This window comes from Polynucleobacter sp. AP-Feld-500C-C5 (assembly GCF_018882265.1).
Classification (GTDB): Bacteria; Pseudomonadota; Gammaproteobacteria; order Burkholderiales; family Burkholderiaceae; genus Polynucleobacter.
Map to the genome: position 1 here is coordinate 1 of NZ_JACVOW010000023.1, position 13,522 is coordinate 13,522.

A 13,522-nucleotide genomic window follows, 5' to 3' on the forward strand; every position below is an offset into this window, starting at 1 on the left:
AATATATCCACTACTACAACCATGATCGAATCAAGCAAAAACTAAAGGGATTGAGCCCGGTGCAATACCGAACTCAATCCCTTGTGCTAACCTAACTAAACTGTCCAACTACTGGGGGTCAGTTCATTTGGGTGGTTTTAGTGTTTTCATACGCATGCTATTTAAGTGGTAATTAAATAATCAGCAAAAAAGATTCTCTAACTTATAGGCTTTCAAATGAAAAAAATATTTCTAGCGGCACTATGGTTCATTTCCATGGTTGGACTATCACAAGCTGCAGATACTGCACCTATTAAGTCAGACCCGGCTTGGCTAACAGAGTCAAGGGCAAGCATTAAAGCTGAAAAATATGATCAGGCAATAAAACAATTACAGGCTGCCAATGAAACAAGTTCTGCTGATTGGAATAATTTGTTGGGTTACAGTCTTCGCAAGAAACAGCCGCCGGACTTGGTTGGGGCTGAAAAGTATTATCAAGCCGCCTTGAAAATAGACCCAAATCATCGCGGTGCTCTTGAGTATTACGGCAAGCTAAAGTTAATTAACAATGACTTACCAGGCGCTGAGGCATTATTGGCAAGATTAGATAAAGTTTGTACATTTGGATGCGAGGAATATTCAGATTTAAAAGAGGCTATACAAAAATATAAGTCTAGAAAGTAGAGTGATATATGCCCTGCACATATTAGGGCGTATTTAAAATTGAATTCCAAATTAAAAAGGTCAGCGTATGAACGTTAAAAATATCATTGGCTTTGTTGAAAAATTATTTTTAATTACTATTGCGATTTTTACTATTGCAGCAATGGGCCAAGAGGTTTTTTCCCTTATTAGTAGCCGTCGTGTTGAGCTACAAGATCTATTGCTGATGTTTATTTATGCCGAGGTACTTGGGATGCTGGCAGCCTTTTATTCTAGCCATCGTATTCCTATAACAATCCCTTTATTTATTGCAATGACTGCATTGAGTAGATTAATTATCCTTCAGGGCAAAGATGGAAACCCTTCAATCCTGCTCTATGAGAGCGGGGCTATTATCTTGATTGCTGGAGCTTGCTGGATTATTAGTCGTGTCAATATGCTTAAAGAAAATGATTAGTGCCTGATGCAACAGTTTGAATAACAGCGTTGCTGAAAATATTGCATTGACTATCCTAGATCTATGACAAACTTCAATGAACTTCCTGCAGGTCTGCCAATTCCTCAAGACGATGGCTCGACCAATCATTTGAAGGGAATGAAATTACCCAAGATTTCCTTAAATGCCACCAATGGTAAGGCTATTCATTTTGGTGATATCAAAGGCAAATTAGTTATCTATTGTTATCCGATGACAGGGCGACCGAATGTTGCTTTACCTGATGGCTGGGATCAAATTCCTGGGGCAAGAGGCTGTACGCCGCAAAGTTGCTCGTTTAGAGATCACTATCAAGAGCTTCAAGCATTAGGTGCTGAGCTTGTAGGTTTGAGTGTTCAATCCACTGAATATCAAAAAGAAATGGCTGATAGACTGCATCTGCCATTTCCAGTTGTCAGTGATGCGAGCTATCAATTTCAAAAAGCATTGAATATGCCAACCTTTGTAACATCAGGGATGACTTTATTGAAGCGGGTTACATTAATTGCTAATCATGGCGTGATTGAAGCTGTTCACTATCCAATCTTCCCAAGCGATAGTGATCCGGCTTGGGTAATTGATTATTTGAAGAGCCACTAGGCTTAGATATCCTAGGCCCCCAAGCATCCTTCCTAGCAACTTCTAAATTTTATGAATATGGGTATTGGGCGAAAAATTATGTAACCTCTTTGTCATATATTTCCATTATTATAGAAACATGAAAAATTTAGAAGCTGTTGAGGCATTTGTTGCGCTAGGACAAGAAAGCCGTCTTAATGTATTTCGCTTGATTGTTCAAAAAGGGGATGTTGGCTTAACGCCCAGTCAAATTATTGAGAAGTTAGGCATCCCCAATGCAACTTTGAGTTTTCACTTAAAAGAATTGGTGAATGCTAATCTTTTGGTAGTTGAGCGCCAAAGTAGAAATTTAATCTACCGACCTAATACAAACTTAGTAAATACCTTAAGCGACTTTTTGTTGGAAAACTGTTGTGGTGGCAAGTCTTGTGAGGTCCCCAAGAAAAAGAAGGTGAGCTGCAAATGAAAAGACTACGGTTTTATATCAAGGTTGCCGATATTCAAGCCCCCATGCCATTGGCTATAGTTTAAATTTTATCGATCACTAAAAAATCTTATTACTAATTAACTAAAGACAAGCAATGAAGCAATACAACATTCTCTTTCTCTGTACGCATAATTCTGCACGCTCAATTTTAGGCGAGGCGCTTGCCTCGACTCATCCCAGTGGCAAGCTTATTGGTTTTTCTGCTGGCTCGATCCCGGGCACATCTGTTAATCCTATTGCTAGGGAGTTGGCATTAGAGATGGGCATGGATCCAGCAAAATTAAAGTCTAAGAGCTGGGATGTATTCGGAGAGCCTAATGCGCCGAAGATGGATTTCATTATCACTGTTTGTGACAATGCGGCTGGTGAGCAATGTCCATTTTGGCCTGGTAATCCTGCAACAGCGCATTGGGGCTTTCCTGACCCATCACAAGTGCAAGGTACTGACTTGGAGAAAAAGGCAGCTTTTGTTAATGTGATGAACGGACTTCAGAAGCGTATTGATATTCTTGCTGCGATGCCATTAGATAAATTGGATTCAATGAGCCTAAAAGAGATTCATACAAAAGCATGAGAAGCTATATCAGTGAGTTTATTGGCACAGCCCTATTGTTAGCAATAGTGGCAGGGTCTGGCCTGATGGGCGAATCTTTGGGCGCTGGAAATGCCGCAGTTGCTTTGCTTGGAAATAGTATTGCTACTGGAGCAGGACTTTATGCTTTGATTGTGTTACTGGGCCCCATCTCAGGCGCTCATTTCAATCCAGTCGTGAGCCTGATGTTTTGGAGGCTAGGACATCTTGATTTCAAAAAGATGTTGGCTTATTGGGGCTGTCAGTTCACTGGCGCTATTGCTGGAATATGGCTAACGCATTTGATGTTTAGTCTTCCTATCATTCAAGAATCAACCAAAGTCAGAACTGGCTTAGGTATTTGGATTAGTGAGTTTGTATCAACTCTCGTATTGCTTTCAGTAATTCGTATTGGCGATCAAGAAGTAAAAGATCGAGTGCCCATGCTTGTTGCCTTAACTGTCACTGCAGGGTATTGGTTTACTTCCTCAACCTTCTTTGCGAATCCTGCAGTTGCTGTGGCAAGAAGTCTCACAAATACTTTTGTAGGTATTGCCCCAAATGATATCTTCGGATTTCTACTTGCTGAAATATTGGCGGCATTGGTGATGGTTGGATTATTTTGTCGTTCAAAACGATAAACCATAAACTTCTATAAACTTGGAAAATAGAGTTACTCAATAGGTGATCGTTTGAACCTGTATAAGCTTTTCCTTATCTATTTTATATTTTTGTTAAGTGCATGCGTCAGTCACCCTCCTGCACAACTCTCAGAATCTACGAATACGGGCATTAAGGGCGATCAGTATTGGACTTTAGATTTTTTCTACTTTTATAAAGGCAAGCAAACGCATACAAAAGCTTTTGAGTTCGTGAATCGAAGAGATTGTTTTGAGGCGATGTATCAAATGCAGGTAGACGCAAGAAAAGAAGCTAGTCATAGTGGGTCGGGGATATGTAGTAAACGATTCGTAGAGGGCCAAAAAAGAACCCATGACGACGTGCTAGGCTACAGATAGCTAATATAGTCAAAGCATTGAAATCTTGGGCTTTAGTCGATTTCAATTTAGGTGAAAAAGAAATATAAAAACCACCTTAGGATAATTTTTAATCAGCAAGCCACTAAAGCATTATGGGAAAATAAAGTAATAAAAATTTCAGAGGTGCTGGCTATGAAAAAATTTACTGGTATTTGTTTTGTTATCTTGACTAGCTTTGCTTTGGTCGGCTGTCTCGCTAGCACTGCCTCCCCAGTTGGGGTCAATTGTGACTATAGTCAAGGTAAGCCTTTATGGGAGATGCCTCTTGATTGTCAGGGTCGATAAACAAAGCAATCGTTTCAAGGGGTGACATGTATAAGCTAATTGCATTCGATGCCTACGGAACGTTATTTGACGTTTACTCCATGGGAGAATTGGCAGAAGCATTGTTTCCTGGACATGGTCAAACGCTGTCATTGATGTGGCGCGATCGGCAAATTGATTACACCCGTCTTGTCACTATGAGCGACCCTAGTGCCGTTGGCAGTAAACACTATTTGCCATTTTGGGATCTAACCATTCGCTCATTGCGCTATGTCTGTAAGCGATTAGGATTAGAGCTGACTGCATTAATAGAAAAGCAGTTAATGGATCAATATGCCAAGCTCAGTAGTTTTGAAGATAGCTTGATGGTTCTTCAAGAAATAAAAAAACGTGGCGCCTCTACTGCAATTCTGTCTAATGGCAGTAGAGAGATGCTCGCTACAGTAGTAGAAAGTAATGGCCTTAAGCTGTATTTAGATAAAGTGGTCACGATTGAAGAGGTACGTTTATTTAAGACCGCCCCCCAGGCATATGAGTTGCTACTCAAATCATTTACAGTAAAAAAAGAGGAAGTCTTATTTGTATCAAGCAATGCTTGGGATGCACTAGCAGCTAAATGGTATGGGTATGACGTATTTTGGGTAAATCGTCTTGGGCATCCATTCGAGGAAATTGGCGAGCGACCAAATTTTGAGGGTAACTCTTTAAGCAAGGTTTTGGAAGTCATTTGAAGAAACTAAGCTGTTACTATATTTCTTATCTTGCTCTGATCTAACATTCACTAAAAAATGAAAATTATTCACTCACTTAGAGTCACGACCTTCATTTTTCTTGCGGCTGTATTTTTTGTAAGTCCCTCATTTGCTGCAGAGATAAAGGTCATTACTTCGGGTGCTTTTGCAGAAGCCCTCAAAGATCTAGTGCCCGAGTATGAAAAACAATCTTCTAATAAAGTCATCATCTCGTATGGCTCTTCGATGGGAAGTGCGCCTGACTCCATTCCTTCAAGACTCTCCCGAGATGAAAAATTTGATGTTTTGATTTTGGCGGCGCCTGCATTAGAGCGCTTCATTCAGAGTGGCGCAGTACAGTCAGGAAGTAGGGTCGATTTGGTTGCCTCCGTGATTGGCGCTGCAGTTCGGGTGGGTTCGCCAAGGCCCGATATCAGTACTGTCCCCGCACTGAAGCAAGCCTTACTGAATGCAAAGTCTGTGGCATATTCTGCTAGCGCTAGCGGAACCTATTTATCTACAGAATTATTTCCAAAGCTGGGCATTGCAGAGCAGATGAGTGAGACGGCAAAGAAGATTTACAGCGAGCGTGTAGGCACAGTGATTGCTAGAGGAGACGCTGAGTTAGGCTTTCAGCAGGTTAGCGAATTGATTCCTATACAAGGGATTGATTTCATTGGCGAGATTCCACCAGAAGTGCAGCAGACAGTTTTGTTTTCAGCGGGCATTACTAGTAATGTGAATAGTCAGGTTGCATCGAGAGATTTAATTGCATATTTAGCTTCGCCAAAGGCTGCACCAACAATACAAAAAGCTGGTCTTAAGCCTCTCCTTCCAGCTTTACCTTGGTAGACTATTTAAAGCGATACGCTAGAGCTGCAAAAATATTATCTTGAAATGAGCGGTTCATCACTGGGCTATTGTTAATTCCGCTACCCATCCACTTCCGTTTGCCGTAAATGTTGACATACCAGTTGTCAAGGACGGGGATTTCCACCAGAAAGCCTGCCAATACATTATTGGTTGCTGGGGCGCTGTAAGCGTTGTAGCCTGTAAGTGAAGACTCTCCAGGATTGATACCATAGTAATAGTTGGCATATTGACTTGATTGGCGTTCCACCCCAATTTGTGGATACACAACCACTTTTTTATATGTTTCAATTTCAGCGAAGTAGAGAAACTCATAAAGCGCTCCCTTAGATTTTCCAAAGTCGTGATAGGCGTTCACAAAAAAACCACCAATGGGCGTTTCTTGAAAAGTGCCCAATCCCAAGGGAATTGGATCGCTACGATTAATAGAGTTGCCATTGATTGGCGACTTCACTTTATAGGAGTCTAAATTAATTTTTCCGATGACCTCAAAATAGCCATAACCCATTTTGAAAGTCTTGATACCCACTTCATCGATGCGAACAAAGAATCGTTGGTAATCAAAAAAAGCATAAGGCATCACAATGGATTGGGTGCCTTCGGTTCCGATGTGTAGGTTAGAGGTGTAGACTGCAGCCCCAATGTCTCCGACGATGCGATCGGGGATGCCATCAGGTACATTTTCAGCGGCATAAATTGGCATTGAGAATGCTGCCAATAGCAAAGAGAGCTGTATTGTTTTAATGAATCTCATGAGCTCATCATAGGCGATTTCAGTTGCAAGACCTAAAGATCTGCATTATCGAGCGCTAAGCTTGCTAAATGACTGGTATCTGCCCAGCGATCTACTTTCCACGAAGATCCATCATGGCTAATCCAGTTGAGCGAGGCATTCGGCACAGATACAGTCCTTTCTGCTTCTAAGGCTTGATTGCTTGCTAGTCGATACATCATCTCTATGGCGCCACCGTGACTGACCAGCAAAATCGTTTTACCCAGGTGTTGCATGCGAATTGTTTCAAGCCCTCTGTGAATGCGCTCTGCAAATCGTTTGATGCTTTCGCCACCACGTAAGTCATGCTCTAGATTTCTACTCAGATGGATATTCCATAGTTCGGGCTCAAGATTTGGCGCATCGATTATGGTGAGTCCTTGAAGCGCTCCCAAATGACGCTCTCTTAGTGCTTCAGTAGTAATTGCATCCACCCCAAATATTTCTTCGACGGCCTTAGCAGTTTTGAATGCTCGTATAAGGTCACTTGTATAGAGGACGTCAAACTGCAGATTGATTCCCTTGAGAGCTTTAGCCATCTGTTGGGCTTGTTTTACCCCATGAGTATTCAGATCAATATCGGTATGACCTTGAAGTCGACGTGCGACATTCCAGTCGGTTTCACCATGGCGCACTAAGCAGAATCGAGTGGTAGTCATGAGGCAATGATAAAGGTGGGCGCCTTCTTCAGCAGAATTTGTATATTAGATCCCGTCAAGCCCGCTTTATTAATACAATAGATTGACTAATTTATAAAGGGCGACGGTGAACAAAGAAAGCAAAGGAATGTTGATTGGGTTTATCGGCATCCTGATCTTTAGCCTAACCTTGCCTGTCAGCAAGATTGCCATTCTCAGTTTTAATCCTTACTTCATTGCCTTTGGTAGGGCATGTTTAGCAGGTCTAGTGGCTTTAGCCTATCTTGTATATAAGCAGGCTCCGTTTCCCAGTAAAACGGATTTAGTTAAGTTGATTGTGATTGCTTTAGGTGTCGTATTTGGCTTTCCAATTTTTACAACGGTTGCTATGAAGGAAGGATCTTCTTCTCATGGCGCCGTTATTTTGGGCATGATGCCATTAGCTACAACGGTGATCGGAGTTCTGCGCTTTAAGGAGCGCCCTTCCCTAGGTTTTTGGTTTGTTTCCTTACTGGGTGCTGCCTTGGTAGTTATTTATACGCTACTCAAAAGTGCTGGTAGCTTTACTTACATAGATGGCTTATTGGTGCTCGGGGGTATTTGTGCTTGTGTTGGCTATGTTGAGGGCGGCGAGTTATCTCGGAAGATGAATCCCCGCGCAGTTATTTCTTGGGCATTAGTCATTTCACTGCCAATCAATATAGTGATGTCTTATTTAACATTCCATTCGGAATATTGGAGCGCTGATGCGATCGCGTGGACCAGCTTCGTGTACTTAAGTCTATTTCCAATGTTCTTAGGATTTTTCTTTTGGTACGAGGGTCTCGCTATTGGTGGCATTGCCAGAGTGAGTCAGGTGCAGCTGATTCAACCATTCTGCACATTAATAGCCGCAAGTATTTTCTTGGGCGATCATCTTACTTTGATGAATATGGTGTTTGCTTTTTTAGTCGTATCGACTGTCATCTTGAGCAAAAAAATGCTGGTCAAGCGCAGGTAACTTACCGACAGAAAGAAAAAGCCCCGTTAATCGGGGCTTGGTATTTATGCTGCAATCATTTGGATCTTATTTAGTGCTCGCAAAATTTTGCTTTTTTCTTTTGGTTTGGTGCTGGTTTCCATAAGCTTAGTGAGCTGAGCTGGGTTAAGTGGCCCTAGGCGTGTTTTGCCTGTTTTTGTGAGCATGGGATCGTTTTTTCTGTTTTTTTGGTTTTGGCCTACAGCCATTCGTATTCCTAAAGTAAAGGAGTGATGAATCTAGGGCAATGCTCTAAAGATTCCCCTATTTAGGGCGCGAGATAGTGATCACCATTCAGAATAACAGTTAAAAAAATCAGGCGCTATGATTGGATGATGATAAATCTTCCGGCCCTTATCTTCTCCTTGGTAATGGGCTTTTTAATGTCATTGAGTATTACTCTAGTGGCAACCTTTGTTCGTATCGGTGCTGTAGAGAGCTTCTTCTCGGCATGGCTTGAGGTGTGGGCTGTAGCCTATCCTGTAGCCATTATTTGTATCTTGATATATCGACCATTTGCCACTAAGGTAAGCGCTGTAATCATTGAGAAATTAACAGGATCAAAGTGAAGAGATCTTTTTTATTAGCGTTATGCAGTTTTGCATTCATAGGGTGCGCAGCTGTCTTCACGGATGCATCCGATGCAAATCACGTAACCTTTTTAAATAGCAGTGGCGAATCAATCGAACAGCTTACTCAAAAAGCGAATGCTTACTGCGCGCAATACGGCAAGAAGGCTTCTTTTAAAAGCACTGATTCATCTTTGCTAGTTGTGTTCAGCTGCAATCCTGCTCACCAATAAGGGCTGCTATTAGCCAGCTAGGTCTGATTGATAAATCAGACCTGCATGCTCCCTCAGTGCATGGAACTGAATTGATTCCCAGCGTTGTTGAGCAACATCCAATTCTGATTTATGAGAGGCAAGAAATACCGATGCGCCGACCACATCTTCTGCCATACGATGAATATTTTCCTGGATAAATTTTTTCAGTGCAACAGGATCATCTGAGCTAACCCAGCGAGCTAAGCTATAGCGGGCCGGGAGAAGGCGTACCTCAGCACCATATTCAGTTTGCAGTCGATGACTAACTACTTCAAATTGCAGTTGGCCAAAAGCACCGAGTAACATTGTGCCCCCAGCCATTGGACGAAATACTTGAATGGCTCCTTCTTCGCCTAGCTGCATCAAGCCAGTTCTTAATTGCTTTGACCGCAATGGATCGGCAGACTCAACCATGCGAAAAATTTCAGGGGCAAAAAATGGTAGTCCAGTAAATTGCAGCTGCTCACCTTCAGTAAGAGTGTCACCGAGCCGCAGTAAACCATGGTTTGGTAAGCCGATGATGTCACCTGGAAAAGCTTCATCCAAAATGTCACGTCGTTGCGATAAGAATGATAGGGCATTATTGGTGCGAACTTCTTTGCTATTGCGACAAATCTTGAGCTTCATGCCGCGCTGAAAGTGACCAGAGCAAATCCGCAAAAATGCCACGCGGTCTCGATGCGCGGGATCCATATTGGCTTGAATTTTGAAGACTACAGCTGAGAATTTATTTTCAGCTGGACTTACTTCGCGTTGCAATGCTTTACGTGAGCCAGGGGATGGCGCTAATTCAACCAAAGTGTTCAGAATTTCTCGTACACCAAAGTTATTAATGGCTGAGCCAAAGAAAACAGGCGACTGGCGACCGGCTAAGAATGCCTCTCGATCAAATGCTGGCATGGCTTCTTTGATTAAGGCAACTTCCGCCAAGGCATTTTCTAAATCTGTGCCCAAACGCTCTTTCAGGGCCAGGTCATTGACATCAACGACGGCATGAGAATCTTCGGTCACACGATCTTCACCAGCTTTAAACATGCGCATGCGCATATTAGCAATATCGATTACGCCAGCAAAAGATTTGCCCATACCCACAGGCCAAGTAAATGGAACAACTTCAATGCCGAGCGCAGATTCAATTTCATCCATCAGCTCCATCGGCGGCTTTACTTCTCGGTCCATCTTGTTGATGAAGGTAACAATCGGCGTGTTACGCGCGCGGCAGACTTCTAATAAGCGTAGGGTTTGTGATTCAACACCGTTAGCCGCATCAATTACCATCAAGGCAGAATCAACTGCTGTTAATACGCGATAGGTATCTTCAGAAAAGTCTTGGTGCCCCGGAGTGTCGAGCAAATTAATAATGCAATCACGATATTCCATCTGCATGACAGAACTGGCTACCGAGATTCCACGTTGCTTTTCAATTTCCATCCAGTCGGAGGTTGCGTGTCTACTAGCTTTACGTGCCTTGACACTTCCTGCAATCTGAATTGCACCTGCATACAGTAATAGCTTTTCAGTCAGCGTTGTTTTACCCGCATCTGGGTGAGAGATGATGGCAAAGCTGCGACGTCTAAGTACTTCTGCAGCTGGGGTGCTGGAGGTGGAGGTATCGATGGTAATTCTGCGCTGGTTAATCTAGGTAAGGACGCAATTATAAGCGTCTAAGCCTTTTAGAATTGCTCTTCCGGCCTTACAAATCGCCATTGGCCTGGAGGTAGTGGCCCCAAAGAGATGCGACCCATTCTGACGCGTTTCAAGCCCAGCACTTTTAGCCCCACCATTTCGCACATGCGACGAATTTGACGCTTACGACCTTCGCGTAGAACAAACCGCAATTGATCTTCGTTCTGCCAGCTCACTTGTGCTGGCTTAAGCGCCACGCCATCTAGAGAGAGGCCATGTTTAAGACGATCTAAATCTTCAAAAGAGAGTGCTCCTTCAACCCGTACTAAATATTCTTTTTCAATCGGACTGTTCTCGCCAATCAGTAGTTTGGCAATGCGCCCATCTTGCGTTAAGACCAGCAAGCCTGTGGAGTCGATATCCAATCTACCAGCGGGAGCAAGTCCCTTGGTGTTAAAGCGCGGATTTCTACCTTTATCCAGCGGACTACCAAAGTAGTTTTCTGGAGTGATGAGAGATGCTGCCGGTTGATATTCTTGCTCATCATCATAATGTGAGATGTATCCAACAGGCTTATTGAGAATGACGGTAATGCGAGATGCTTGCTGCACTTTAGCGCCAGATTGCAGTTCAATTTTTTGATGACGATAAGCACGAACACCTAGTTCATTTACCACTTCACCATCCACTGTGACTAAGCCTTGCTCAATATAAGAGTCAGCCTCGCGTCTAGAGCATAAGCCCAGTTCAGATAGTAATTTAGAGACGCGAACTTTTTCTTCCATACCTGCATTATCCGATAAAGCCTGAGCCTACTTGGTGCGCGGTACCACTTCACATTGACTACACTATGACATTGCAGAATATTCAATCAAGGAAGAAGTAATGACTGCTATCTTAAAAAAATCCACCGATTTATAAAATCCTTTATTTTCAGGTGCTTGCAGCCGTTGTCCTTGGTGTTTTACTGGCTTATGTTTATCCATCTCTTGGAACAGAGATGAAGCCCGCCAGTGCTGAGCGCCTGTCGCGATTTCCGGAGTAGTCTCGCCCAGTCCCTCCACTTTTTTCATGGCAAGCGAGAGTCCTCTACTTAGAAGGGCTGTAGGGGTTTGATTCGTGGTTAGGGCGATTTTTAAAGCGCTTATGAACCCAATAATATTCAGCGGGGCGAAGGCGAATTTCTTTTTCGAAAATTTGATTGAGTCGAGCGGTGTCAGACTTAACGTTATCCCCCGGAAAATTTTCTAAGGGCTTACTGATCTCGCAAAGATAACCAGACTCATCATCTTTGAGAGTGGTGACCATCATACAAACATCGGCGCCAGTAATTTTTGCTAGGCGAGAGATGGTTGTAATGGTATTAGTTTCAATGCCGAAGAAAGGTACAAACTCAGAGTCTTTCATTCCCAAATCAATGTCTGGTGCAATGATGATGAAGTCGCCATTACGAATTTCGCGGATGATCGCTTTGGCATTGCCTTGACGATCTATCGAGTTGCCGCCAAAACGGTTACGCCAGTCAATAATTTTTTGATTGAAGAATGGATTTTTCATGCGCTGAAAAAATCCTGAAGTTCGCGGCCAATCCATCCGTTTTGCTAGCGCACTCAAAATAATACTACCCTCGATTCCTGTGAAATGCATATTCACCAGAATGCGCGGCTTACGACTTGTGAGGTCAACGGCTGACTTCACTTCAATCATTTTGCTCAATTGTTTTTCACTGCCAAGCCAGATAATACTTTTCTCTACAAGACTGCGACCCAGAAGACGCCAGTGTTTTTTTCTGAGAATATCAATTTCATCTGCATTCAGATTAGGAAAACACAATTGAAGGTTGGTTTTAACCACCCGGTTTCTATCCCCTGGCAATCTGGCAGCAATAAAACCTAAGCCATATCCAATCGATACTAAAATCTTATAGGGGAGTAGAGATAGGAGTTTAAGAAAAACTAGCCCTACATAATTAGCAAAAGATTTGAACAAACGAGTTTTATTCTGTTTCGTAACGTTTGATCGATTTGGCATAGCGATCAAGCATCTCTTCCGTTGAGCTACTCGACATTCCTAAATCATTTACTAAGCCAGTGTCTAAGCGATAGGCCCAGCCATGCACGGTGAGATCTTGACCGCGTGCCCACGCATCTTGAACAATCGTTGTTTCACATACGTTGACAACTTGCTCAATGACGTTGAGTTCGCAGAGACGATCTTGTCGTTTTGGCGTTGGCAACATTTCCCCCAAATAGCGCTCATGTTTTTGATGGACATCTTTTACGTGGCGCAACCAATTGTCAGCAAGACCAACACGTCTATCGCTCAGGGCAGCATGAACACCAGCACAACCATAGTGACCCACCACTAAAATATGCTTGACCTTCAGAAGGTCAATGGCAAACTGAATCACTGACAAGCAATTCAGATCAGTATGAACAACGACGTTTGCCACGTTACGATGAACAAAAAGTTCGCCTGGCAATAAGTCCACAATCTCATTTGCGGGTACTCGACTATCAGCGCAGCCAATCCAAAGATACTGCGGAGCCTGCTGATTGACCAAGCGCTTGAAAAAATCAGGATCCTTGGCGACCATGTCTTCCGCCCAGTGGCGATTACTTGTAAATAGATGGTCTAAGGCTTGGGAATTTTTATATGGCATGGTTTAAGTTTAAAGTACTTTAATGACGCCGATTTGGTTAAAACAAACCCCCACTGGAATTGCCCTTACTTTGCATTGCCAGCCTGGTGCAAAACAGACCAAAGTAGTTGGTTTGCATGATGGCTGTCTGAAAATTTCTTTACAAGCTCCAGCCTTAGAAAATAAGGCAAATGAGCTTTTGTTGGCTTGGCTCTCTAAGCAGTTAAAAATTCCGCAAAAGCAGATTCAATTCATTTCTGGTCAAAATAGCCGTAAGAAGCAAGTGGAAATCTGGGGATCCATTAGCGCTGAGCAAATCGCTCAAATACTAAAGCCCTAAGAGGC

Annotated in this window: 20 protein-coding genes; 13 read left to right on the forward strand and 7 right to left on the reverse strand. The window is 42.9% G+C overall.

All coding sequences use genetic code 11. The features are described from left to right. The 10 genes from ICN21_RS07700 to ICN21_RS07745 all read left to right on the forward strand — a co-directional run. On the forward strand, nt 1-95 hold a 95-nt coding region (locus ICN21_RS07700), incomplete at its 5' end, for an IS3 family transposase (protein ID WP_216176193.1). Nucleotides 96-216: 121 nt separating this feature from the next. Further along, complete coding sequence (locus tag ICN21_RS07705; RefSeq protein ID WP_255534258.1) at nt 217-663, forward strand: tetratricopeptide repeat protein; 447 nt, start codon at nt 217-219, stop codon at nt 661-663. A 67-nt stretch (nt 664-730) separates the two neighbouring features. Further along, on the forward strand, nt 731-1,099 hold the full coding sequence (locus tag ICN21_RS07710) for a phosphate-starvation-inducible protein PsiE (protein WP_215296019.1): 369 nt from the start codon (nt 731-733) through the stop codon (nt 1,097-1,099). 63 nt (nt 1,100-1,162) lie between these two features. Beyond that, nucleotides 1,163-1,717: a peroxiredoxin gene (locus ICN21_RS07715; RefSeq protein ID WP_216178002.1), complete on the forward strand. Its 555-nt coding sequence runs from the start codon at nt 1,163-1,165 to the stop codon at nt 1,715-1,717. A 118-nt stretch (nt 1,718-1,835) separates the two neighbouring features. Then, nucleotides 1,836-2,162, forward strand: a complete 327-nt coding sequence (locus ICN21_RS07720) for a helix-turn-helix transcriptional regulator (protein ID WP_216178003.1) — start codon at nt 1,836-1,838, stop codon at nt 2,160-2,162. A gap of 115 nt (nt 2,163-2,277) precedes the next feature. Further along, nucleotides 2,278-2,757 (forward strand): arsenate reductase ArsC, encoded by a 480-nt coding sequence (locus ICN21_RS07725; protein ID WP_216178004.1) that lies wholly within the window; start codon nt 2,278-2,280, stop codon nt 2,755-2,757. Continuing rightward, nucleotides 2,754-3,395 carry an MIP/aquaporin family protein gene (locus tag ICN21_RS07730; protein ID WP_216178005.1) on the forward strand — a complete coding sequence of 214 codons (642 nt, stop codon included), beginning with the start codon at nt 2,754-2,756 and terminating at the stop codon, nt 3,393-3,395. The genes ICN21_RS07725 and ICN21_RS07730 overlap by 4 nt, the downstream gene beginning before the upstream one ends. Before the next feature lie 531 nt (nt 3,396-3,926). After that, on the forward strand, nt 3,927-4,079 hold the full coding sequence (locus ICN21_RS07735) for a hypothetical protein (RefSeq protein WP_216178006.1): 153 nt from the start codon (nt 3,927-3,929) through the stop codon (nt 4,077-4,079). 26 nt (nt 4,080-4,105) lie between these two features. Continuing rightward, nucleotides 4,106-4,789 (forward strand): haloacid dehalogenase type II, encoded by a 684-nt coding sequence (locus ICN21_RS07740; RefSeq protein WP_216178007.1) that lies wholly within the window; start codon nt 4,106-4,108, stop codon nt 4,787-4,789. A 57-nt stretch (nt 4,790-4,846) separates the two neighbouring features. After that, on the forward strand, nt 4,847-5,641 hold the full coding sequence (locus tag ICN21_RS07745; RefSeq protein WP_216178008.1) for a substrate-binding domain-containing protein: 795 nt from the start codon (nt 4,847-4,849) through the stop codon (nt 5,639-5,641). A 1-nt stretch (nt 5,642) separates the two neighbouring features. Here ICN21_RS07745 and ICN21_RS07750 read toward each other — a convergent pair whose 3' ends face one another. Next, nucleotides 5,643-6,413 (reverse strand): MipA/OmpV family protein, encoded by a 771-nt coding sequence (locus ICN21_RS07750; protein ID WP_215296012.1) that lies wholly within the window; start codon nt 6,411-6,413, stop codon nt 5,643-5,645. 32 nt (nt 6,414-6,445) lie between these two features. Beyond that, entirely contained in the window at nt 6,446-7,090 is a 645-nt protein-coding gene (locus ICN21_RS07755) for a histidine phosphatase family protein (RefSeq protein ID WP_216178009.1), read from the reverse strand. A gap of 106 nt (nt 7,091-7,196) precedes the next feature. Here ICN21_RS07755 and ICN21_RS07760 point away from each other — a divergent pair, with 106 nt between their 5' ends. Together ICN21_RS07760 and ICN21_RS07765 are read left to right on the forward strand one after the other, a co-directional pair. Further along, nucleotides 7,197-8,069: a DMT family transporter gene (locus tag ICN21_RS07760; protein WP_216178010.1), complete on the forward strand. Its 873-nt coding sequence runs from the start codon at nt 7,197-7,199 to the stop codon at nt 8,067-8,069. A 389-nt stretch (nt 8,070-8,458) separates the two neighbouring features. Next, nucleotides 8,459-8,656, forward strand: a complete 198-nt coding sequence (locus ICN21_RS07765) for a DUF2798 domain-containing protein (RefSeq protein WP_255534278.1) — start codon at nt 8,459-8,461, stop codon at nt 8,654-8,656. Between the two features lie 242 nt (nt 8,657-8,898). On the opposite strand, the gene ICN21_RS07770 is transcribed toward ICN21_RS07765, so the two are convergent. From ICN21_RS07770 to can, 5 genes are all read right to left on the reverse strand, one after another. Further along, the gene (locus ICN21_RS07770; protein WP_216178146.1) at nt 8,899-10,527 is read right to left on the reverse strand and encodes a peptide chain release factor 3; all 1,629 of its coding nucleotides are present in this window, start codon (nt 10,525-10,527) and stop codon (nt 8,899-8,901) included. A gap of 56 nt (nt 10,528-10,583) precedes the next feature. Continuing rightward, nucleotides 10,584-11,321, reverse strand: a complete 738-nt coding sequence (locus ICN21_RS07775; RefSeq protein ID WP_215320988.1) for a pseudouridine synthase — start codon at nt 11,319-11,321, stop codon at nt 10,584-10,586. Nucleotides 11,322-11,384: 63 nt separating this feature from the next. Next, nucleotides 11,385-11,609, reverse strand: a complete 225-nt coding sequence (locus ICN21_RS07780; RefSeq protein ID WP_216127198.1) for a hypothetical protein — start codon at nt 11,607-11,609, stop codon at nt 11,385-11,387. A gap of 16 nt (nt 11,610-11,625) precedes the next feature. Beyond that, the gene (locus ICN21_RS07785; RefSeq protein ID WP_255534260.1) at nt 11,626-12,567 is read right to left on the reverse strand and encodes a lipid A biosynthesis acyltransferase; all 942 of its coding nucleotides are present in this window, start codon (nt 12,565-12,567) and stop codon (nt 11,626-11,628) included. Next, the gene (gene can / locus ICN21_RS07790) at nt 12,533-13,198 is read right to left on the reverse strand and encodes a carbonate dehydratase (protein ID WP_216178011.1); all 666 of its coding nucleotides are present in this window, start codon (nt 13,196-13,198) and stop codon (nt 12,533-12,535) included. Before can ends, ICN21_RS07785 begins: the two co-directional genes overlap by 35 nt. A gap of 22 nt (nt 13,199-13,220) precedes the next feature. On the opposite strand from can, the gene ICN21_RS07795 reads away from it, so the two are divergent. Further along, complete coding sequence (locus ICN21_RS07795; RefSeq protein WP_216178012.1) at nt 13,221-13,517, forward strand: DUF167 domain-containing protein; 297 nt, start codon at nt 13,221-13,223, stop codon at nt 13,515-13,517. The last annotated feature ends 5 nt before the right edge of the window (nt 13,518-13,522 follow it).

Bases quoted from the DNA above. Each gene is read 5' to 3' on its own strand.
- can (WP_216178011.1), bottom strand. From the start codon at position 13,198: ATGCCATATAAAAATTCCCAAGCCTTAGACCATCTATTTACAAGTAAT.
- ICN21_RS07765 (WP_255534278.1), top strand. From the start codon at position 8,459: ATGGGCTTTTTAATGTCATTGAGTATTACTCTAGTGGCAACCTTTGTT.
- ICN21_RS07775 (WP_215320988.1), bottom strand. From the start codon at position 11,321: ATGGAAGAAAAAGTTCGCGTCTCTAAATTACTATCTGAACTGGGCTTA.
- ICN21_RS07730 (WP_216178005.1), top strand. From the start codon at position 2,754: ATGAGAAGCTATATCAGTGAGTTTATTGGCACAGCCCTATTGTTAGCA.
- ICN21_RS07785 (WP_255534260.1), bottom strand. From the start codon at position 12,567: ATGCCAAATCGATCAAACGTTACGAAACAGAATAAAACTCGTTTGTTC.
- ICN21_RS07750 (WP_215296012.1), bottom strand. From the start codon at position 6,413: ATGAGATTCATTAAAACAATACAGCTCTCTTTGCTATTGGCAGCATTC.
- ICN21_RS07745 (WP_216178008.1), top strand. From the start codon at position 4,847: ATGAAAATTATTCACTCACTTAGAGTCACGACCTTCATTTTTCTTGCG.
- ICN21_RS07715 (WP_216178002.1), top strand. From the start codon at position 1,163: ATGACAAACTTCAATGAACTTCCTGCAGGTCTGCCAATTCCTCAAGAC.
- ICN21_RS07740 (WP_216178007.1), top strand. From the start codon at position 4,106: ATGTATAAGCTAATTGCATTCGATGCCTACGGAACGTTATTTGACGTT.
- ICN21_RS07735 (WP_216178006.1), top strand. From the start codon at position 3,927: ATGAAAAAATTTACTGGTATTTGTTTTGTTATCTTGACTAGCTTTGCT.
- ICN21_RS07720 (WP_216178003.1), top strand. From the start codon at position 1,836: ATGAAAAATTTAGAAGCTGTTGAGGCATTTGTTGCGCTAGGACAAGAA.
- ICN21_RS07725 (WP_216178004.1), top strand. From the start codon at position 2,278: ATGAAGCAATACAACATTCTCTTTCTCTGTACGCATAATTCTGCACGC.
- ICN21_RS07780 (WP_216127198.1), bottom strand. From the start codon at position 11,609: ATGAAAAAAGTGGAGGGACTGGGCGAGACTACTCCGGAAATCGCGACA.
- ICN21_RS07705 (WP_255534258.1), top strand. From the start codon at position 217: ATGAAAAAAATATTTCTAGCGGCACTATGGTTCATTTCCATGGTTGGA.
- ICN21_RS07795 (WP_216178012.1), top strand. From the start codon at position 13,221: ATGACGCCGATTTGGTTAAAACAAACCCCCACTGGAATTGCCCTTACT.
- ICN21_RS07755 (WP_216178009.1), bottom strand. From the start codon at position 7,090: ATGACTACCACTCGATTCTGCTTAGTGCGCCATGGTGAAACCGACTGG.
- ICN21_RS07710 (WP_215296019.1), top strand. From the start codon at position 731: ATGAACGTTAAAAATATCATTGGCTTTGTTGAAAAATTATTTTTAATT.